17 protein-coding genes and 1 pseudogene are annotated in these 19843 nt (G+C 70.6%); 10 read left to right on the top strand and 8 right to left on the bottom strand.

The features are described 5' to 3' along the window. Positions 1–98 precede the first annotated feature (98 nt). Positions 99–200 (top strand): annotated as a pseudogene (locus DI269_RS29000) (LysR family transcriptional regulator); the annotation flags it as partial. Here DI269_RS29000 and DI269_RS06655 read toward each other — a convergent pair. After that, positions 197–589, bottom strand: coding sequence for a winged helix-turn-helix transcriptional regulator (locus DI269_RS06655; protein ID WP_112134316.1), 393 nt, complete (start codon positions 587–589; stop codon positions 197–199). The pseudogene DI269_RS29000 and the gene DI269_RS06655 overlap by 4 nt on opposite strands. A 62-nt stretch (positions 590–651) precedes the next feature. Between DI269_RS06655 and DI269_RS06650 the strand changes: the two genes are divergently transcribed. The 4 genes from DI269_RS06650 (at position 652) to DI269_RS06635 (ending at position 3954) form a co-directional block, all read left to right on the top strand. Further along, positions 652–957, top strand: coding sequence for an NAD(P)-dependent oxidoreductase (locus tag DI269_RS06650; RefSeq protein WP_198667216.1), 306 nt, complete (start codon positions 652–654; stop codon positions 955–957). A gap of 301 nt (positions 958–1258) precedes the next feature. After that, positions 1259–2254 (top strand): NADP-dependent oxidoreductase, encoded by a 996-nt coding sequence (locus DI269_RS06645; RefSeq protein ID WP_112134315.1) that lies wholly within the window; start codon positions 1259–1261, stop codon positions 2252–2254. A 51-nt stretch (positions 2255–2305) separates the two neighbouring features. Beyond that, the gene (locus DI269_RS06640) at positions 2306–3175 is read left to right on the top strand and encodes an alpha/beta fold hydrolase (protein WP_112134314.1); all 870 of its coding nucleotides are present in this window, start codon (positions 2306–2308) and stop codon (positions 3173–3175) included. Between the two features lie 176 nt (positions 3176–3351). Continuing rightward, positions 3352–3954 (top strand): TetR/AcrR family transcriptional regulator, encoded by a 603-nt coding sequence (locus DI269_RS06635; protein WP_112134313.1) that lies wholly within the window; start codon positions 3352–3354, stop codon positions 3952–3954. On the opposite strand, the gene DI269_RS06630 is transcribed toward DI269_RS06635, so the two are convergent. After that, positions 3943–5190, bottom strand: coding sequence for an FAD-dependent oxidoreductase (locus DI269_RS06630; protein ID WP_157974798.1), 1248 nt, complete (start codon positions 5188–5190; stop codon positions 3943–3945). The genes DI269_RS06635 and DI269_RS06630 overlap by 12 nt on opposite strands. A 76-nt stretch (positions 5191–5266) precedes the next feature. Here DI269_RS06630 and DI269_RS26840 point away from each other — a divergent pair, with 76 nt between their 5' ends. Continuing rightward, complete coding sequence (locus DI269_RS26840; protein ID WP_232822654.1) at positions 5267–5830, top strand: TetR/AcrR family transcriptional regulator; 564 nt, start codon at positions 5267–5269, stop codon at positions 5828–5830. A 231-nt stretch (positions 5831–6061) separates the two neighbouring features. On the opposite strand, the gene DI269_RS06620 is transcribed toward DI269_RS26840, so the two are convergent. Together DI269_RS06620 and DI269_RS06615 are read right to left on the bottom strand one after the other, a co-directional pair. Further along, positions 6062–6478, bottom strand: coding sequence for a hypothetical protein (locus DI269_RS06620; protein WP_112134311.1), 417 nt, complete (start codon positions 6476–6478; stop codon positions 6062–6064). 98 nt (positions 6479–6576) lie between these two features. Beyond that, positions 6577–7023 carry a hypothetical protein gene (locus DI269_RS06615; RefSeq protein ID WP_112134310.1) on the bottom strand — a complete coding sequence of 149 codons (447 nt, stop codon included), beginning with the start codon at positions 7021–7023 and terminating at the stop codon, positions 6577–6579. Positions 7024–7196: 173 nt separating this feature from the next. Between DI269_RS06615 and DI269_RS06610 the strand changes: the two genes are divergently transcribed. After that, entirely contained in the window at positions 7197–9983 is a 2787-nt protein-coding gene (locus tag DI269_RS06610; protein ID WP_112134309.1) for an AfsR/SARP family transcriptional regulator, read from the top strand. Between the two features lie 51 nt (positions 9984–10034). On the opposite strand, the gene DI269_RS06605 is transcribed toward DI269_RS06610, so the two are convergent. Further along, entirely contained in the window at positions 10035–10943 is a 909-nt protein-coding gene (locus tag DI269_RS06605) for a helix-turn-helix domain-containing protein (RefSeq protein WP_112134308.1), read from the bottom strand. Between the two features lie 182 nt (positions 10944–11125). Here DI269_RS06605 and DI269_RS06600 point away from each other — a divergent pair, with 182 nt between their 5' ends. Beyond that, on the top strand, positions 11126–12115 hold the full coding sequence (locus DI269_RS06600; protein WP_112134307.1) for an aldo/keto reductase: 990 nt from the start codon (positions 11126–11128) through the stop codon (positions 12113–12115). A gap of 56 nt (positions 12116–12171) precedes the next feature. On the opposite strand, the gene DI269_RS06595 is transcribed toward DI269_RS06600, so the two are convergent. Continuing rightward, complete coding sequence (locus DI269_RS06595) at positions 12172–12996, bottom strand: helix-turn-helix domain-containing protein (RefSeq protein WP_198667214.1); 825 nt, start codon at positions 12994–12996, stop codon at positions 12172–12174. Between the two features lie 90 nt (positions 12997–13086). On the opposite strand from DI269_RS06595, the gene DI269_RS06590 reads away from it, so the two are divergent. Continuing rightward, positions 13087–14358, top strand: coding sequence for a glycoside hydrolase family 27 protein (locus DI269_RS06590; protein WP_198667213.1), 1272 nt, complete (start codon positions 13087–13089; stop codon positions 14356–14358). Positions 14359–14450: 92 nt separating this feature from the next. Here the strand turns inward: DI269_RS06590 and DI269_RS06585 are convergent, their stop codons facing one another. Continuing rightward, a complete protein-coding gene (locus tag DI269_RS06585; protein WP_112134304.1) occupies positions 14451–16652 on the bottom strand; it encodes an alpha-galactosidase in 2202 nt (733 codons plus the stop codon). A 91-nt stretch (positions 16653–16743) separates the two neighbouring features. After that, positions 16744–17904: an ROK family transcriptional regulator gene (locus tag DI269_RS06580; RefSeq protein WP_112134303.1), complete on the bottom strand. Its 1161-nt coding sequence runs from the start codon at positions 17902–17904 to the stop codon at positions 16744–16746. A gap of 240 nt (positions 17905–18144) precedes the next feature. On the opposite strand from DI269_RS06580, the gene DI269_RS06575 reads away from it, so the two are divergent. After that, positions 18145–19839, top strand: coding sequence for a type 2 periplasmic-binding domain-containing protein (locus DI269_RS06575; protein ID WP_157974797.1), 1695 nt, complete (start codon positions 18145–18147; stop codon positions 19837–19839). Positions 19840–19843: the final 4 nt, after the last annotated feature.

The raw sequence follows: 19843 nt of genomic DNA, 5'->3' as shown, positions 1-19843 counted from the left end.
CCGAACGCCACCACATCGCCCTCGACCAGTAGGCCCCCGGCCATCACGGACGGCGGGCGGTCCGAGCAGAAGCACGGACCGCCCGCCGTCGGCGGTGCCGCGGAGTGGACGCGACACTTGAGCATGTCGCGGCCGGCAGGGGCATCTCGTATCCGACGCGTTCGGGAACCGTGTTCTACTCACATCCGGACATCGTCTACGGGGACGTGTGCCGCTCTCGGGCGTCGAGGAGCTCGTCCCAATGCTCGGTCGCCCATGCGCATGCGACGGCCAGGGGCTCCAGCATGCTGCGGCCCAGCGGCGAGAGCGCGTACTCCACTCCCCGCTTCAGGTCGGCGTGCACCGTGCGCACGACGAGGCCGTCGCGCTCCATCCTGCGGAGGGACTGTGTGAGGACTTTCGCGGTGACGCGGTGGAGGGGCACGCGCAGCTCGGAGAACCGGCGCGGACCGCCTTCCAGGCAGGCGAGGACCAAGGGGGCCCACTTGTCGCCGAAACGGAAGGGCAGCAACGAGGACGGGCACAGTTCGTCGAACAGGTCCGGCGGCAGCGGCGGTCGCGCCGGAAACCTTCTTCTCCAGCGCCGCAAGGGCGCTCATCAAGGGCCTGCACCAGGTCGGGGTCGAGCAGCTCGTCACGGGCGGGATCGCGATGCTCCTGCCCGGCTGCGACGGCACCCGCTTGGTGGACACGCCCGAGTTCCCGGCCGAGTACCGGCCGTTCTCGCTGGCCCACGCCGCCGGCCTTGAGACCCTTCGAGCCGAGGGCGGCGCGCTGGACTGGGTGTACATCAGCCCGGCCGGCGACTTCGACCACGACGGGGAGCGCACCGGCCGGTTCGAGATCCGCGAGCACGTCGACACGGCCGCTCGCATCTCCTACGCGGACTTCGCGATCGTGCTGCTCGACGAGGCCGAGACCCCGACCCGGCACCGCAGCCACCTGACCGTGACCTGACGCGGCGGTGAAGGCGAGACCGGCCCCGTCGCGGCGCCGACGGCGAACGCGACGCGGGCCTCCTCGGCATCCTCGACCAGACCCCGATGGGGCACTGGGGAACCTGGCGATGAGGCCGCGCCGCGGTAGGGGTGGCGTCGGCACCCGACCGGATCACATTGGGATCTCCTTGCCATTATTTCTGAGTTGAGTCATAATTGAGTTAGCTCGGAAATTCGAGCGATCACGACAGGCTGCGAGACGGACGGGAATCCACTGGCCGGCTGCGGCGAACGACCAGGAAGAAGGGGCAAGGAGCGTCATGAAAGCGTTCGTCGTCACCAAGTACAAGGACCCGCTGGAGCTTGCGGACGTCCCCGAGCCGGTCGTGGGCGAGCGCGACGTGCTCGTCCAGGTGCAGGCCGCCGGTCTCAACCCGCTCGACGAGAAGATCCGGATCGGCGAGTTCAAGGCGATCCTGCCGTACCGGCTGCCGCTCGTCCTCGGCAACGACGTCGCCGGCACCGTCATCGGTGTCGGATCGAAGGTCCGCGCCTTCGGCCTCGGCGACCAGGTGTACGCCCGGCCCGGCAAGGACCGCATCGGGACGTTCGCCGAGCGGATCGCCGTGGCCGAGGACGACCTGGCCCTCACACCGCGATCGGTCACCATGGAGGAGGCCGGTTCGCTGCCGCTGGTCGCGCTGACCGCATGGCAGGCCCTGGTCGAGAAGGGGCACGTGCGCGCCGGGCAGAAGGTCCTCGTCCACGCCGGTGCCGGCGGCGTCGGGTCGATCGCCATCCAACTCGCCAAGCACCTGGGCGCCACGGTCGCCACCACGGCCAGTGCCGGCAACGCGGACTTCGTGCGCGAGCTCGGTGCCGACACCGTCATCGACTACCGCACCCAGGACTTCGAGCAACTGCTGGGCGGGTACGACCTGGTGCTGGACAGCCTCGGCGGCGAGAACCTCGAGAAGTCCCTGCGCGTGCTGAAGCCCGGGGGCAAGGCGATCAGCATCGCAGGTCCTCCGGACCCCGCGTTCGCCCGCGAGATCGGCGCCAACCCCGTGGTGCGTCTGGCCGCCACCGCCATGAGTGCCGGGATCCGCCGTCGGGCCAAGAAGCTCGGCGTCACCTACGAGTTCCTGTTCATGCGCGCCAGCGGCGCGCAGCTCAGCGAGATCACCGCCCTCATCGACGACGGCGCGATCCGCCCGATCGTCGGCAAGACCGCCTCCTTCGACGAGCTTCCCGAAGCCCTCGAAGCGCTGGAGCGGGGCGGCATCCGAGGGAAAGCCGTCATCACCAAAGCCTGACCTGCCCGAACAACCATCCCTGGCATCAGCCACATACAGAGGAGCACCGTCATGAACACCAGCAGCAACCAGAACCGTCCGGTCGTCACGTCGTACGTCGAGGCGCCGACGAACACCATCACCGCAGGCGGCGTCGACTTCGCCTACCGCGAGCTGGGGCCGAAAGGCGGCATCCCCGTGGTCTTCTTCGTCCACCTGGCCGCGAACCTCGACTACTGGGACCCGCGGATCGTCGACGCGATCGCGAAAGACCGCCACGTGATCACCTTCGACCAGCGCGGCGTCGGCGCCTCCACCGGCGAGGTGCCCGACAGCGTCGAGGCGATGGCCGACGACGCCTACTCATTTCTCACCGCGCTCGGCTACGACCAGGTCGACGTCTTCTCCTTCTCCCTGGGCGGCATGGTCGCCCAGGCGCTCATCGCCGAGCACCCGGACCTGGTCCGCAGGCTGGTCCTCACCGGCACCGGTCCCAAGGGCGGCAAGGACATGGACAAGATCGCCGGAGTGACCTACCTCGACGTCCTGAAGGCGACGCTGACGCGCTCGGACCCGCGGGAGTTCCTGTTCTTCAACCGCGACGCCGTCGGCAAGAAGGCCGCGAAGGCGTATGTCGAGCGGACGACCGGTGCCCGCACCGAGGGTCGCGACGCACCGATGCGGTTGAAGGACTTCCGGACGCAGCTGGGGGCCATCAAGAAATACGGCCGCGGGGCGCCGCACGACCTGTCGAAGCTCACCCAGCCGACCTTGATCGCCAACGGCGACAACGACCGCATGGTGCCCTCGGTCCTGTCCGAGGACATGCACCGCCGCATCAAGGACTCCGAGCTGGTCATCTACCCGAACTCCGGCCACGGCGGGATCTTCCAGTACCACAAGGACTTCGCGCCCGTCGCCGCCGAGTTCCTGAACCGATGAGCGGCGGCGGACATGAGGACGACGGCTCCGTTGAGTGCGGTCATGTTCCTGCCTTTCGGTCGAGATTCAGGTTCGCGTCGCCGTGGGAGAATGAACCGAGGCACTTCCGAGCCCACGCTGTAACGATCAAACTCATAACTGAGTACAGTCAGAATCCATTCCCGAAGGATGCATCCATGCCAACCGCCCCGCAACGGGTCGGGCGACGTGAGCGGAACAAGCAGGAGAAGCTCGACCGCATCACGGCCGCCGCCAGCGAGCTCTTCGCCGAGCACGGCGTCGACGAGGTCACCACCCAGCAGATCGCCGACAAGGCCGACATCGGCACCGGCACGCTGTTCCTCTACGCCAAGAACAAAGGCGAACTGCTGCTCCTCGTCCAGAACTCCACCTACGCCGAAGCGCTCGCCGAAGGCAAGGCCGCCGCCGAGGAGGTCCCCGGCGTCCTCGACGCGGTGATGGCGATCATCGGCCCGGTCGTGGCCTGCAACCGCAAGCAGACCGACAACGGCCGCACTTACCTGCGCGAGATGGTCTTCGGCGACCCCGCCGAACCCCACCACCATGAGGCCCTCGCGCTCAACGCCCAGACCGAGCAAGCGGTCGCCGCCGTCCTCCAACGGGACCAGCGCATCGACACCGAGACCGCGGCAACACTCGCCCACGTCGTCGCCTCGGTCATGTTCCTCAGCATGGCCGCAACCGTCAACATCGGTCACACCGTCGACGAGATCCTCAACGAGATCCGAGGCCAGATCCAGGTGCTCCTACCGCGCTGAAGCCGCCATCAAGCCGTCGCGAAACCGCTGCGCCACGCTCGGCGGCTCGCTCTCGCCGCATGGCATTCCTAAGCTCGCCGGAGCGTAGGCGGGCAGTGGAGGCGTCGCTCCCTGCAGGAGCCGTTCGACGGCGCCGAGCGGGCCGAGGATCGGAAGTCGGGCAAGGGCGTTGCGAAAACGCCTGCCGCCGTTGGTTTCCGGGACCATGAGACGCACGTTCGGGCCGATCTGCTGCTTGCGGCGGACGAGGCCGCGGAGGCCGGCTTCGAAACGTCCGAACGCGGCCCGGTGGTCGCCTCCGCTCTCCGCGAGCTCCCCGGCGAGCCGGTAGGCGCCGACGAGCGCGAGCTCCGCCCCTGCGCCGGATGCCGGTGACGCGCACCAGGCGGCGTCGCCGACGAGGACGACCCGGCCGTTCGACCAGGAGTCCATCTGCACTTGGGCGAGTGCGTCGAAGTACAGGTCCGGGTCCGCGAGCGCCGTCTCCAGCAGTTGCGGCACACGCCATCCGGTCGCGTCCGCGAAGGCTTCGCGCAGCAGGCGCCGGTGCTGCCCGGTGTCGCGGTGGTCGAGGCCGAGCGGCTCGGATCGGAAGATGAAGTAGGCCTTGGCCTGCGCGTGGTTGCCCGACCGGTAGAGCCCGGCCATCTTGCCGGGGCTGTTGTACATGGTCACGGCGCGGTCGGACCCGAGTGCGGCATCGGCGTCGGCGAACGCGAAGTAGTGGCCCTTGAAGCGGACGAACCGCCGCTCAGGGCCGAAGGCGAGGCGGCGGACCGAGGAGTGCATCCCGTCGGCGCCGACGACCAGGTCGAAGCGTTCTCCCGGTGCCTGCCCGAAGTCGACGGTCACGCCGTCGGCGTCCTGGACCAGGCCCCGGACGCGTTCGCCGAACCGGTGTTCGGCCCCGGTCCGGTCGTGGAGGAGCGCGACGAGGTCGCCGCGCATGATCTCGGTCGCGCCGGGCTCGGTGATGGGGATACGCGCGGTCGTTCGCCCTGCGGCATTGACGAACTGCATGGCCCGGACGTCGGCCGCGGCCAGGCGCACCGGGTCGAGGAGGCCCATGCGTTCGACCACTTCGATCGCCTGGCCGCGCACGTCGACGCCATTGCCGCCCCGCCTGGGGGCCTGAGCGTGCTCGGCGACGGTGACGTCGAATCCGTGCCTGGTCAGCCAGTGCGCGGTGGCGAGTCCGGCGATGCCGGCGCCGACGATGAGGATGTGCTTGTTCACGGAGACCTCCTGCGAGATATTATCTGGAATGTTTATTCCAGATAAATATATGGAATGGAGATTCCAGTTGTCAACGGTGAACGGACGAACTCCTCGCGCCGACGCGCTCCGCAACCGCCGCCGCGCCCTCGACGCCGCGACCGCGCTCCTGGCTGAAGCGGTTGCGCCCCTTACGGTCGAGGCCATCGCCAAGCGGGCGGGCATGGGCGCGGGGACGGTCGTGCGCGCTTTCGGAGGCAAGGACCCGCTCATGGACGAGGCCGTGGCCGAACTGCTCGAACCCCTCGTCGCCCGCGGCAGGGAGATCCTCGAGCGCGACGGCGGCGCGCAGGCGCTGCGGACCTTCCTGGCCGAGCTCATGGCGTTCCAGGCCGCCCACTACGCCGTCAGCGACCAGCTCGCCGGGCTCGACCTGCCTGCCACCACCGCGCTGCGCGCCGAGCTGGTGCGCGTCGTCGACGCGATGCTCGACGAAGCCCGCGGACAGGGCGCGATCCGTTCGGATATCGACCCTGCGCTCGTCACGAGGCTCGTCGGTGAGACGGCATTCGCCATCGCGAAGGCCTCCAGCGGTACCCCTGAACTCGCCGAGGCCTACCTTGAAGTCCTGATGGACGGCCTGCGCCCACGCCTCCCATGAACGCCCCACGCGCCGTACTTCTTCGCTCCGGCTCCTCGGAGCACGGTCTTCACACTCGAAAGAGCGTTCAGTACCTCCACGCCTTGTGGGGCCCGAGCAAGTCTGGGGCCCAAGGGTTTCGTGGCCGACCGTTTGGGGGCGATGCGCTCTCCGGCGCTGAGAGATCGCACCGCCCCGCGTCGAGGTGCCGGATAGGATTCGGCTCAGCCGGATCCATTCACAGGGCAGGGCCTAGACGACGGTGGTCTGGTTGAATCCGGACCACCACTGGCCGTCGTCGTAGTACTCGACGTACCAGGCGATCTCGTGGCCGTCGGTCCAGTCCTTGTTGCACCTGGTCCATACCTTGGAGGAGCCGAGGTTGTCGGTGCAGGTGCCGAAGCGCGAGCCGTCGAGGTCCCACCAATGGACGTGGACCCAGGCTCCCTCATTGGTGTTGTCCCTGATCCAGATGTCGTCACCGTTCTTCTGGACGCAGGCTACGGCAGCGGGAACGCTGTAGCACTCTCTCGAACTGTCGGCGTACCAGTCGATGTCGGTCACATAGTTGACCTCCTTCTCGGCGGCGACGGCCGGTGCGGCGAGGCCGAGAATGCCGAACAGGGGTATGGCGAATGCGGCGATGAGCGCCACAATGCGGTTGCGCATCGGTGATTGCCTTTCGTCGTGGTGGTGTTGCCCGGGAGGGGACTCTGATCGGTGCGCGATGAACGGCCGCAGGGGCTTCGGGTCGACTCCGCCGCCCGCTAGACCACGGTCCTGAAGGTCTCGTCCTCGTACTCCCAGCCGCTGGCCGTGTGGTACATGAAGGACCAGTAGATGGTGTGGCCCTCGGTCCAGCCCTTGTTGCACTTCACCCAGCCTTTTGCCTTGCCGAGGGCGTCAATGCACATGCCATCGCGGCCAGAGGCCGGATCGGACCACCACACGGCCACGCCGTATCCGTCGGCGTCGAGGTCCTGGACCCAGATGTCGTCGCCGTCCTTCTGGATGCAGGCGTCGCCGTCGGAATACCAGTAGCCTCGGTCCCATGCGCAGTCCTTGTGCGGGCTGTCGCTCCAGTCCACGTCGACCGCGTAGTCCGTCTCGGACGCGGCCGCCGAGACGTCCGCCGCTGCGGGCGAGGTGAACGCCGCGACGGTCGCGAACGCGATCGCGAGGGATCCGAGAACTGCTGCAATACGTTTGATCATGTGCGCTCCTAGCGACAGGGCGATACCGGCGAGGCGGGATCGATCGAACCGGGCGGTTCAAGCCCGTCCATTGTCGAAGGAATCGTTTGACCCCGGCTTGACCGACGTTTAACCGGCCGGTCCGGGTCGCGCTCGTCGATCCGCGGCGGATTCGTGTTCTACGCTTGCGTCACATGGACAGACCATCGGAAGTCGCGGCGGTCGGCCGCTCCCGCATAGGATTCCGGCTGCTCGGACCGGTCGAGGTCCTTCGCGACGGGCGCTCTGGCGGCCCGACCACCGCGCAGCTGCGGTGCGTGCTCGCGCTGCTCCTGCTCGACCTGGGGCGGGTGGTCACCACCGACCGCCTCATCGCGGCGCGGTGGCCCGCCGGGCCGCCGGTGTCCGCGCTCAACACCGTGCGCGTCTACGTGACCCGCTTGCGACGCCTGGTCTCCGGCGACCCGGCGGTGACCGTTTCCACGGTGGGCCAGGGCTGGCGCCTCGACTGCTCCCCCGACCGCGTCGACCTGTACCGCTTCCGCGACCTCGTCGCCCGCGCCCGCCGCCGCGGCCCCGGGGCCGCAGGACTCCTCACCGAGGCCCTTGCACTGTGGACCGGGCCGGCACTGGCCGACGTCTCCGGGGACGAATGGCGCGAGTCCATGCGCGCGGGCCTGGAAGAGGAGCGGCTGACCGCCCTGGAGGACCGCATCGCCCTCGACATCGACGCGGGCGCGGCCCGCGACGTCGTCCCCGAACTGTCCGCGCTCGTCGGCGACCACCCCGAGCGCGAACGCCCGGTCCAACTGCTTATCGCCGCCCTCGGCGCCTCCGGCCGCACCGGCGAGGCCCTGGAGCTGTACCGCCGGACCCGTCGCCGCCTGGTCGACGAACTCGGCGTCGAGCCCGGCCCCGCGCTCCAGCACGAGCACCGCCGCCTCCTCGAACGCTCCCAAGGCGAAGCGACTCGCTTCGACCGCCCCGTGCCGCGCCAGCTCCCCGTCGATCTCGTCGGCTTCACCGGCCGCGAACAGGCCCTCGCCCGCCTCGGCGCCGCCGCCGGGAACCCCGTCGCGGTGATCACCGGTCTTCCCGGCTCCGGCAAGACGACCCTGGCCGTCCACTGGGCCCACCGCGCCGCCGACCGGTACCCCGACGGGCACCTGTGGGCCGACCTGCGCGGCTTCGACCCGGCCGGTCGCGCACTCGACCCGGGCGAAGCGCTCGGCGCTTTCCTTGAGGCCCTGGGCGTCCCGCCCTCGCAGGTCCCGGTGTGCACCGAGGCCCGGGCGGCGCTCTACCGCAGTCTCCTGGCCGACCGCCGCATGCTCGTCGTCCTCGACAACGCCCGCGACGAGGACCAGGTCCGCCCCCTCCTGCCCGGCGCGGCCGCCTGCTGCGTCCTGGTCACCGCCCGCTCCCGCCTGCCCGGCCTCACCGCCCGGCACGGCGCCCACCAGGTCGCCCTCGACGTCCTCGAACGCGACGAGGCCCGCGACCTGCTGGCCGGGCGGATCGGCGCCCACCGCACCGACGCCGAACGGAAGGCCGTGCGCCGCATCATCGACCGCTGCGCCCGCCTCCCACTGGCGATCGCGGTCGTCGCGGCCAGGGCCGTCGACGTCCCCGACTTCCCGCTGACGGCACTGGCCGACGAACTCGACGCCCAGGCCGCCCCTCTCGACGGCTTCGCCTCGCCCGACGCCGGACTGGACCTGCGCTCGGCCTTCGACTGCTCCTACCGTGCCCTGAGTCCGGCTACGGCGCAGACGTTCCGGCTCATCGGACTCCATTGGGGACCCGACTTCACCGCGGAGGCGGTCGCGGCTCTCACCGGCGAGGCGCCCGCCGCCGCCCGAGGGGCTCTGGCCGAGCTGGTCCGCATGGGCCTGGCCGTCGAGTTCCGACCCGGCCGCTTCCGCCTCCACGACCTGCTCGCCGCCTACGCCGCCGAACTGACCGAGGCCGAGGACGCTGCGGCCGCGCGCCGCGACGCCTCGGAGCGCCTGCTCGACGAGCTGCTCCGGTGCGCCGAGGCGGCCTCGGCGGTGCTGACGCCGTTCCCGGTCCCGGGCGAGGCGGGCGGGTTCTCGGTCGACGCGCAGCGCCACGACCGGGCCTGCGAATGGTTCGAGTCCGAGCGCCTGGTTCTGCTCGGCGCCGTCGAAGCGGCCTACGCGCGGCACTTCGACGCCCACGCCTGGCGGCTCGCCCGCAGCTTGGAAACCTATCTGCGCCTTCGCAACGCCGCGGCCGAACGCTTGCGCGTCCACCAGGTCGCGGTCCGGGCCGCGCAGCGCGCCGGGGGCGTCGAAGGCATGGCCTCGGCGCACCTCGGGCTCGGGATCGTCCAGTCCCACTACGGCGACAAGGCCGAGTCGCGCGCGAACCTGAAGCTGGCGCTGGACCACTTCAGCGCCGCCGGCGACGGCAACGGGGAGGCCGACACCCGCCTGGTGCTCTGCGTCCTCGACGCCGACGCCGGGGACTACGCCTCGACCCTGGCGCACGCGACCCTGGGCCTGGAGCTGTACCGCCGCACCGGGAACACCGCCGGGCAAGTGCGGGCGCTCAACAACATCGGGTTCTGCCACGCCCGACTCGGCGACCTCCCCGGCGCCCGCGAGAACTGCCTCGCCGCGCTGGACCTGGCGGTCGCGATCGGCGACAAGCTCGGCGAGGCGAACGTGCTCGACAGCCTCGGCGCCATAGAATCCCAGCTCGGCACCCACGCGCGGGCAGCAGACCACTTCCGCCGCGCGGTCGCGATCGCCACGCACCTGGGCGAGCGGAAGTTCACCGCCTCGGCGCTCACCAACCTCGGCGAGTCCCATGCGGCCGCAGGCGACCCCGAGGCGGCCCGAGCCGCATGGACACTGGCCCTGTCCATTCTCGACGAACTCGGCCACCCCGACACCGCCGCGCTCCGCGACCGGCTCGGCGACCTCGGCGGTTCGGGCTCGGCGAAGTCGACTTGATCTGCTGCCCAAGATGCTTGCGGATTGGTTGCAGGCGAACTTCGCCGGCGGTCATTCGGGCTCGGCCGGGCTGGCCGGTGCCGCCTCGCTCGCCGGGGCCGCGGGTTCGGCGGTGTGCTCGGTGGCGGCCCAGCTGGCGAGGAGTCGCAGGCGCTCGTGCGAGGGCGAGGCGGGCTCGGCCGTGTAGATCAGCAGGATCAGGCCGGGTTCGGCGGTGAGTTCGAGTTCTTCGTAGTCGACGTCGAGTTCGCCGACGACAGGGTGGTTGACGGTCTTGTGGCCGCGGCCGTGGATGCGGACGTTGCGTGCGGCCCAACGGGTGCGGAAGGCCTCGGAGCGGGTGGAGAGTTCCCCGACGAGGTCTTGGAGGCCCTTGTCGTGGGGGTCCCTTCCGGCCTCGGTGCGCAGCATGGCGACGTTGATGTCGGCCGAGCGCTCCCAGTCGGGGTGGAAGCGCTGGGAGCGGTCGAGGTCGAGGTAGCAGAACCGGGCGAGGTTCGGCTGGGCCTGGGCGTAGACGTCGGTGTAGAAGGCGCGGCCGAGCGCGTTGGCGGCGAGGAGGTCGAGGCGGCCGTTGCGGACCACGGCGGGGGCGTCGATCGCATCGAGCATCTGTCGCAGGGACGGGCGCGGGGCCCACTGCTGGGAGCCGCGGCGCCGCGGGCGAGCCTGCGGAGTGCGGTTGGCGGCGCGGGCGAGGTCGAACAGGTAGGTCCGCTCGGCCTCGTCGAGCCGGAGGGCGCGGGCGATGGCGTCGAGGATGTGCTCGGAGGCGCCGGTGAGGTTCCCGCGCTCCAGCCGCGCGTAGTACTCGGCGCTGACGCTGGCCAGGAACGCGACCTCGGAGCGACGCAGCCCGGGGACGCGGCGCCCGGACCCGGGCGGCAGGCCCGCCTGCTCGGGGGTGATCTTGGCGCGGCGCGAGGTCAGGAACTCGCGCACCTCGTCCCGGTTGTCCATCCACCCGACGCTACGCCAGGCCGGCGAAGTGAGAGGTGTACTGCCGGTACACCCCTTGACAGGGCGTTTCCGGGTCTGCCGGTCCGCGGTCTGATTGATCATGAACGGGGCGGTCGGGGCGCCGGCGGCGACAAGCCGTCCCGGTACCGACCGCACTCCCCCACCGACCGAAAGGGACACACATGGAACGGCGACAACTCGGAGGCGGCTTGACCGTCTCGGCGATCGGCTTGGGCTGCATGGGCATGAGCCAGTCCTACGGGCCCTCGACGGGCACCCGTGACGACCACATCGAACTCATCCGGTCCGCGGTCGACCAGGGCGTCACGCTCTTCGACACCGCCGAGGTCTACGGCCCGTACGTGAACGAGGAACTCGTGGGCGAGGCGCTCGCGCCGGTGCGCGACCAAGTGGTCATCGCCACCAAGTTCGGGTTCGCGTTCAACCCCGACGGCACCCAGTCAGGCCTGACCAGCCGGCCCGAACACATCCGCGCCGCCGTCGAAGGCTCGCTGCGGAGGCTCGGGACCGACCGCATCGACCTGTACTACCAGCACCGCGTCAACCCCGACATGCCGATCGAAGAGGTCGCCGGAGCGGTCAAGGACCTCATCGCCGAAGGCAAAGTCCTCCACTTCGGCATGTCCGAAGCCGCGGCCGCCACGATCCGCCGCGCGCACGCCGTCCAGCCGGTCACCGCACTCCAGTCCGAGTACTCGCTGTGGTGGCGCCGCCCCGAGGAAGAGGTCCTGCCGGTCCTGGCGGAGCTGGGGATCGGCTTCGTCCCCTTCAGCCCGCTGGGCAAGGGCTTCCTGACCGGGAAGATCGATGCCGCCACCGAGTTCACCACCGGCGACATCCGCGCCGCCATCCCCCGCTTCGCCGCCGAGGCCCGCGAAGCCAACCAGGCCGTGGTCGACCTGCTGGCGACGATCGCGGCGCAGAAGGACGCGACGCCCGCGCAGATCGCCCTCGCCTGGCTCCTGGCCCAGAAGCCCTGGATCGCCCCGATCCCCGGCACCCGCAGACCCGAACGCCTCCAAGAGAACCTCGCCGCCGCCGACATCAACCTCACCGAAGACGACCTGGCCGCCATCGAAGACGCCAGCGCCAAGATCACCGTCCTCGGCGCCCGCTACCCCGAACACCTGGAGAAAATGACCGACCTCTAACCCGGTCAGGAACCGGTCCCGCCGGTGTCGACCGTCGTGTACGTGCCGCCGGATGTTCAGTCGGGTGGGGTTCCGGTGGTGCGGAGGGCGGTGCGGTACTGGCCGGGGCTGGTTCCGACGAGTTTCGCGAACTGGGCGTAGAAGTTGCTGCCCGAACCGAAGCCGGCCGCGTAGCCGACCGCGGAGCAGTCGAGGTCGGTGGTGGCGAGGAGGCGCTGGGCCTCGGCGACCCGGCGGCAGAGCAGGAAGCGCCCCATGGTCATGTGCCAGGCCTTGCGGAACACGGTCATGGCGTACTCGGTGTTCAGGTGGGCCACGGCGGCGACGTCGGCCGCGGTGATCGGGTCGCGGAACCGTTCCATGATGAACGCCGCCATGTCGAGCGGGTGCGAGGTCGGCCCCGTGCCGGTCGGCTGCGTCGCGGCGGCGCGCAGCGTCCGGCGGATGAGGGCGTGTATCTCCAGGAGGGCGGCGTCCGCGTCGCGGCGGTCGAAGTCCGATTCCCAGCGCTGCCAGACGCCGGCCGCGTCCATGTTGAGCGGCATCGCCGCGAGGGCCGGTCGGCCTTCGAGGAGGGTGCGCAGGTCGGCCGCGGGCAGGCCCCAGGTCAAGACCGTGGAGAGGGGGACGTGCGCCCAGCAGACCTCGGCGGGCTCCCCCGCCGGCGCGAGGAGGCGGTGCGGGAGGCTCGCCCAGAACACGGCCGACCGGCCCTGCTCGACGCGGACGCGACGCTCGCCCATCAGGTACTCGATGGCCCCGCTGGTGACGACGTTGAGCTCGATGTCGTCGTGGCTGTGGGCGCGCGTCATCTCGGGGGCGGTCCCGTGGGCCACCCAGATCCCGGTTGACGCGGGATCGGCGAGTGCCCGGTGGCTCACGAGGGGCGATGCCGGCCGAGCAAAGGATCCCGGAGGAACGGCCAAGCGAGCGGGATTCATGTGCAGCCTTTCGCGGATAGGTTGATCCCCATGACGTCGACATCCGCGAGGAAACTCGCCGCGAAACGCCCGCCGATGGGTTGGAACAGCTGGGACTGCTTCGGCAGTTCGGTGACCGAGGACCAGGTCGTCGCGAACGCCGAGTTCATGGCCGCCGAGCTCAAGCGGTTCGGTTGGGACACCGTCGTGGTCGACATCCAGTGGTACGAGCCGAATCCCGGTGAGCACCACTACAACGAGGTCTCCGACCCCGTGCTCGACGCGTGGGGACGCCAGCTCCCGGCGCCGGACCGGTTCCCGTCGGCTGCGGACGGGTCGTTCAAGGCGCTGGCCGACCGCGTGCACGCGCTGGGCCTGCGGTTCGGCGTGCACATGATGCGGGGCATCCCGAAGAAGGCGGTCGAGCTGGACCTCCCGGTCCTCGGGGGCGACACGACCGCGTCGCGGATCGCCGACCGGGACAACGTGTGCACCTGGAATCCGGACAACTTCGGGATCGACCACGCGAAGCCGGGCGCGCAGGCGTACTACGACTCGCAGGTCGCGCAGCTCGCCGAGTGGGGCGTCGACTTCGTGAAGCTCGACGACGTCCTGCACCCGCCGACGCAGAGCGTCGAGCTCGCCGCGTACTCGCAGGCGATCGACAAGTGCGGGCGGCCGATCGTGCTGAGCCTCTCCCCCGGCAAGGCCCTGTCCCTCGCGCACCTCGACGCGCTCCGGGAGCACGCGGAGATGTGGCGGATCTCCGACGATCTGTGGGACGACTGGAGCGCGCTGCTGGAGATGTTCCAGCGGGCGGCGCGCTGGGCGCCGCACCAGGTGCCGGGCGCCTGGGGCGACGCCGACATGCTCCCGTTGGGGCGCATCGGCATCAGCGCGCACGTGGGCGAGGACCGCTTGTCGCGGTTGACGTTCGAGGAGCAGCGCACGATGCTCACGCTGTGGTGCATGATGCGGTCGCCGCTGATGTTCGGCGGGCACCTCCCCGACACCCCGGCGGAGACGCTCGAACTGCTGCGCAACCCCGAGGTCCTCGCTCTGTTGGAGAGCAAGGGCGGCCGCGAGATCGTCCGCGACCACTCGCTGGTCGTCTGGAGGGCCGGCCTCGACGACGCCGAGGCGTGCGCGGTGTTCTGGCTCGGCGACGAGCCGGCCGACCTCGACATCCACCTGGCGGACGTCGGCAGCGCACACCGGAGCCGCGCCCGCGACCTGTGGGAGGGCGCCGACGTCCCGGTGAAGGACGGTCTTGTCCGCCTTCAGGTTCCGGCGCACGGCGTCCGGCTCCTGCGCCTGGAGTAGCCGCCGAGGGCTGCGGCCGCGGCGGCACGGCTCAGGGCCGCCCCCGTCAACGGGGGCGGCCCTGAGCCGCACTCGGTCTGACATGCCGGCGGTCAGCGGGCGATCTCAAGCACGAGCGCTTCCCCGGGTGCCAGGAGCGGGAGCTGGATTCCCACCTCGGCGATCACCGAGCCGGGGAGGCACAGTTCGCCGTGTTCGATCCAGGGCGGAGGCACCTCGTCGAGGCCGCGCGGCACGGGCAGCTCCGGAACCGGTGCGACCCGGTACCGGCTGCCCGGGTCGAGGCCCGGTACGCGGAGCGCGGTCGCGAGCGCGCGGTTCCCGGTGGCGTGGCGGGCGACGCGCACCACCGCGTGGTCGCGGTCGTCGCCGACGACGGAGGTCGCGGTCGTCCCGTCGTCGCCGGTGTCGAGATGGCCGAGCGTCCCGGTGTGGAGGAGGCCGCGGAGGCGGCGGTAGCAGGCGATGCCGAGGCGCAGCCGGTCGAGTTCGGCCGGCGTGCAAGAGGTGATGTCCCATTCGATGCCCGCGGAGGCGAACAGGGAGGTCGCGATCCGGAAGTCCAGGCTCGCCGCCCGGTGGGTGGTGTGGGCGGTCGGCGGGCCGATGTGGGATCCGATGAGTTCGAGGGGCAGCAGCAGTTCCGTCCACCGCTGGATGGCGAGGCGCTCGATGGGGTCGTTGGTGTCGGAGGCCCAGACGCGGTCGGTGCGGTCGAGGATGCCGAGGTCGACGCGGGCGCCTCCGGAGGCGCAGGATTCGATCTCCAGCGACGGGTGCAGGTCCCGGAGCCGGTCGAGGAGCCGGTAGACGGCCTCGGTGTGCCGGTGGACGTTCGCCCGCCCGTGGTGGACGGCCTCGATGAGGTCGCGGTTCTGGTCCCATTTGATGTAGTCGAGCTCGTATTCGCGGACGAGCGCCGAAATCGAGTCGAGGAGGTACCTGAACGCGTCGGGGCGGGTCAGGTCGAGGGCGTACTGGCCGCGCCACGCTCGCGTCGACGGGGGCTGGAGGAGCCATTCGGGGTGGCGGCGGGCGAGGTCGGAGTCGGGGTTGACCATCTCGGGTTCGAACCACAGGCCGAACTGCATGCCGAGGGAGCGGACGGTGCGCACGACGGGGTGCAGGCCCTGCGGCCAGACCTCGGGGTCGACGGTCCAGTCGCCGAGGCCGGCGCGGTCGTCGCGGCGGCCGCGGAACCAGCCGTCGTCGAGGACGAACCGCTCGACGCCGATGTCGGCGGCCGTGCGCGCCAGTGTCTCCAGGCGGTGGAGGTCGTGTTTGAAGTAGACGGCCTCCCAGGTGTTCAGCACGACCGGGCGGGGTTCGCGCGGGTGCGAGGGCCGGGCGCGGAGTGAGCGGTGGAAGCGGTCGCCGAGACCGTCGAGACCCCGGTCGCTCCAGACGAACACGGCCTCGGGTGTGCGGAAGGATTCGCCCGGGGCGAGGTCGATCTCGCCGGGGCGCAGCAGCGGTCCCGCCCCGAGGACGGTCCGTGCTTCGGGGAGGGCGTCGTGGCGGTAGACGGCGTCGCCGCTCCATGCGAGGTGCACCGCCCACAGTTCGCCCGCGGCGGCGTCGAAGCCGGGAGTGCCGAGGACGAGGGCGAACGGGGAGTCGTGTCCGGTGCGGCCGCGCCGGGTCTCGCGCACGCGGCTGCCCTGGGCGAGGGGGCCGCGCTGCGGGACGCGCTCGCGGGTCCAGCGGCCGGTGAAGTCGAGGACCTCCGCGGCGCGGTCGTCGACGGGCATCACGGCTTCGAGCGCGGCGAGCGACAGGGGCTCGTCACCGGTGTTGACCAGCGTGTGCGCCATGCGCAGGACCCCGGCGTCGTCCAGGTGCAGTTCACTGCGGAGGAGCAGGCCAGGGGCTTCGGCCCGGAGGTGCAGCGTCCCGGTGTCGACGTCGGTCTCGAACTCCGAGTCGGCGACGGTCCACCGGGGATACTGGGCCCGGCCTGCGCGGTGCGCGGCGAAGCCGGGGCGGCCCTCCCAGCCGTCGTGCTCGCCCGGCACCAGGGTGAGGGGCCACGGCGCGTCGAGCGCGCTGGGCGAGACCGGGCGCGTGCGTGCCCGGCGCAGCTGCTCGAAGTCCCCGTGGCCGAGGTCGCCGAGGTCCCGGCCCCAGTGCAGCACCTCGGGGAGTCCGCGCTCGGGCAGGTGCACGACCACGGATACGCCTCCGGCCCAGAGCATCCGGGTCTTGCCGCCGTCGTCGAGGCCGTCGGACTCACGCGGCGACTGGTCGGGTCGCCGCAGATGCGGGGCTTCGGCGACGGCTCGCGTTTCGGTCATGCGGACTCCTCGAAGGACGGGTGCGGGGCCGTCCAAGTATCGACAAGCGTCATGACTTTGTCAATATTTGAAACTAACTATTGATCACGGCTCAGAACCGGAGGAAGTCCCGGATCGCGAGCACGGCCCCGGCCCGGGCCCACTCGGCGAACTCGAACGGCTGGATGTCGAGGGCGATCGGCGCACCGTCGGGGTGGCGGTTCGCCGCGATCGCGGCGTCGATCTCGTCGCCCGCGAGCTCGGTCACCGCGATGCCGTCGCCGGTGACGACGATCTTCTCGGGGTCCATGGCGTTCGCCAAGGTCGCGGCGAGGACGCCGAGCGCGTGCCCGGCGTCGCGGAACGCCTGCCTGGCGGCGGGGTCGCCGCCTCGCGCGAGGTCGAGGACGCTCGCGTAGTCCAGCCCCGGGGTGCGCAGCGCGGCGACGATCGCCGCGTTCGAGAGGTACGAGTCCACGCAGCCGCGGTGGCCGCGCTCGCACCGCGGACCGCCCCCGTCGACCAGCAGGTGGTCCAGGCTCCCGGCCTTGCCGTTGGCACCGGTGACGACGTTCCCGCCCACGACCATGCCGACCCCGATCCCGGCGCCGACGGTGATGAGCACCATGGACTCGTACCCGGCACCGATGCCGAACCAGTGCTCCGCCGCGGTCAGGGCCCGCACGTCGTTCTCGGCGCTGGCGCGCACTCCCAGTCGCTCGCTCACGAGATCGGCCAGCGGCACCTCCCGCCAGCCGAGGAACGGCGACTGGAGCACGATCTGGCGCCCGCCCACGGAGGCCACGTCACCGGCGAGACCGATCCCGACCGCGGCCATGCCGGGGTGCTCGACCGCGAGGCGGTCGTAGGCACCGCCGATCTGCTCGACGACGTCCTCGACGCTCCGCGACGCCAGCGGCTCGTCGTACTCGGCGAGCGCCTGCGCGGTGAGGTCCGTGACGACGGCGAAGAGCCGGTCGCTGGTCAACTTGACGCCGAGGAACCGCCGGCCCTCGGGGCGGATGTGGAGGACCTCGCTCGGTCGGCCGGTCGCCCCGCGCAGCTCGACGGCGCCTTCGGCGACCAGGCCCTGCTCCATGAGCGTGCGCGTGACCCGGGTGAGGCTCGCCCGCGACATGCCGAGCTCCCGCGCGATCTCCGCGCGGGACTTCGGGCCGTGGATCAGCAGGTCGCGAAGGGCGCTGCGCTCCAGGCCGCTGAGCGGCGCCCCGGACGGCGGGTCGTCGAGCTGCGGTGCCGGCGTCTTCTGCATGGCGTTCTCCTCGGTTTGTTCACGGTTCACGGTATCCGGACGCCCTGTCGCAGATCTATGACCCTGAATGTCTATTTCGCGGTTATTTCTACGGCCGCCGAACTCGAATACTTGGTTTCACTGGTTGACAAAGTCGGCGACACCTGCGTACCGTACATCGCACCAGGTCAGGGATCTACATCCCTCGATACCCCTGAACTGGGTCCCTCCATATCCCTTCGCAACAACGAGGTCAGCGAAATGGCAACTCCCTCCGACCGGGCGCCCTTCAAGCGCCGCTCCCTCTTCAAGGCCGCGGGACTCGGGGCCGCGGGGACCGCGGGCCTCCCGATCGTCGCCGCCTGCTCCGACATCGAATCCGGCAGCGGCTCCACGCAGACCACCGAGGGCTTCGACTTCCTGCCGACCTACAAGGAGTGGCCGCTGCCGGTCGAGCCCGACCTGGTCGGCGAGCCCCCGAACCACCCCTCCGCCTTCACCTCCTATCCGGAGCCGGTCCAGGCGATCACCGACCTGCCCTCGGGCAGCGGCTCCTACGAGCTGACCGTGCCCTGCTGGGGCCCGGCCCCCGCGAAGGACGACCCGTACTTCGCGGCGGTGTACGAGGCCTGGGGAGGCACGAAGCTCGAACTGCGCCAAGGCGACGGCATGACCTACGGCGACACGGCGGTGCAGTGGGTCAAGGCCGACGAGTACGGGGACGGCATCCAGCTGTTCAGCTACATGACCGGCTCCTTCAGCAACTTCCAGGAGACGGTCGTCAACAAGTTCTACGACCTCACGGACATACTGCGGGGCGACATCGCCGAGCGCTGGCCGCTCCTGGCCGCCATCCCGTCGGCCGCCTGGGGCCAGGCCGTGTGGTCCGTGGACCCCGAGGACCCCGACACCGCCGGCATCTACGCAATCCCCATGAACTACTCCGGCGGCCAGGGCAACGGCATCCTCGCCCGCGTCGACCTCATGGACGCCGCCGGCATCGCGATGCCGACCACGGTCGAGGAGCTGCTCGACGCGGCCCGCGCCTGGTCCGACGACGCGAACGGCAAGTGGGCCTTCGCCCAGCTCGACTGGTTCATCGGCCAGTGGTTCGGCCTCGGCGGCACCGACGGCTGGAACTGGGACCCCGAGCAGCAGAAGATGGTCAACAACATCGAGCGTCCCGAGTTCACCGAGATGCTGACGTTCCGCCGCACCCTGTGGGACGAGCAGCTCATCCACCCCGACGTGCCGACCGGCACCCTCGACGCCGCCGCCCTCCAGGAGGCCGGACAGGTCCTGTTCACCCAGGACAACCTGGTGCGCTGGAACGACTTCAACCTCAAGGTCAAGCGCGGCGAGATCGAGGGCGAGGTCGCCCCGCTCCCGCCCCTGGCCGCGAACGGCCGCACCCCCACCGTCGCCATGGGCGCCGGCATCGGCGGCTGGACCTTCCTCAACAAGGACCTCAGCCGCGAGCAGGTCGAGGAGATCCTCGACATCGCGAACTGGGCCGCGGCCCCCTACGGCACCACGGAATACCAGCTCCTCCAGTACGGCGTCGAAGGCGAGCACTTCGAGATCGGCGCGGACGGCACCCCCGTCTTCACCCCTCTGGGCAGCGAGATCGTCCAGGGCCCGGTGCACTACAAGGCACTGTGCTGCCAGGTGGAGACGTTCCTGACCGGCGACCCCGACATGGTCGCCAAGCGCTTCGAGTACGACGCCTCGATCCAGGACTACGCCATGGAGAACCCGTTCGAGGGCGTCCGGATCGAGGCCCCGGCCGAGGCCAAGGCCGCCGGTTCGACGCTCTGGGACCAGCAGCAGGACATCGCCTTCGGCCGCGCCGAGCTCTCCTCGATCCCCGAGATGGTCGAGACGTTCATGGCGAACGGCGGCGAGGACGCCCGCCAGTACTACACCGACGCGTACAAGGCCGTCCACGGCGAATAGCACC

It is taken from the genome of Glycomyces dulcitolivorans, from assembly GCF_003265355.1.
Lineage (GTDB): Bacteria > Actinomycetota > Actinomycetes > Mycobacteriales > Micromonosporaceae > Glycomyces > Glycomyces dulcitolivorans.
Note: the sequence above shows the minus strand (reverse complement) of the source record. Positions and strands in the feature narration are given on the sequence as shown.

Coding starts and splice junctions, on each gene's coding strand:
- DI269_RS06650 (WP_198667216.1), top strand. CDS start 652: ATGCTCCTGCCCGGCTGCGACGGCACCCGCTTGGTGGACACGCCCGAG.
- DI269_RS06645 (WP_112134315.1), top strand. CDS start 1,259: ATGAAAGCGTTCGTCGTCACCAAGTACAAGGACCCGCTGGAGCTTGCG.
- DI269_RS06640 (WP_112134314.1), top strand. CDS start 2,306: ATGAACACCAGCAGCAACCAGAACCGTCCGGTCGTCACGTCGTACGTC.
- DI269_RS06635 (WP_112134313.1), top strand. CDS start 3,352: ATGCCAACCGCCCCGCAACGGGTCGGGCGACGTGAGCGGAACAAGCAG.
- DI269_RS06620 (WP_112134311.1), bottom strand. CDS start 6,478: ATGCGCAACCGCATTGTGGCGCTCATCGCCGCATTCGCCATACCCCTG.
- DI269_RS06615 (WP_112134310.1), bottom strand. CDS start 7,023: ATGATCAAACGTATTGCAGCAGTTCTCGGATCCCTCGCGATCGCGTTC.
- DI269_RS06610 (WP_112134309.1), top strand. CDS start 7,197: ATGGACAGACCATCGGAAGTCGCGGCGGTCGGCCGCTCCCGCATAGGA.
- DI269_RS06605 (WP_112134308.1), bottom strand. CDS start 10,943: ATGGACAACCGGGACGAGGTGCGCGAGTTCCTGACCTCGCGCCGCGCC.
- DI269_RS06600 (WP_112134307.1), top strand. CDS start 11,126: ATGGAACGGCGACAACTCGGAGGCGGCTTGACCGTCTCGGCGATCGGC.
- DI269_RS06590 (WP_198667213.1), top strand. CDS start 13,087: ATGACGTCGACATCCGCGAGGAAACTCGCCGCGAAACGCCCGCCGATG.
- DI269_RS06585 (WP_112134304.1), bottom strand. CDS start 16,652: ATGACCGAAACGCGAGCCGTCGCCGAAGCCCCGCATCTGCGGCGACCC.
- DI269_RS06580 (WP_112134303.1), bottom strand. CDS start 17,904: ATGCAGAAGACGCCGGCACCGCAGCTCGACGACCCGCCGTCCGGGGCG.
- DI269_RS06575 (WP_157974797.1), top strand. CDS start 18,145: ATGGCAACTCCCTCCGACCGGGCGCCCTTCAAGCGCCGCTCCCTCTTC.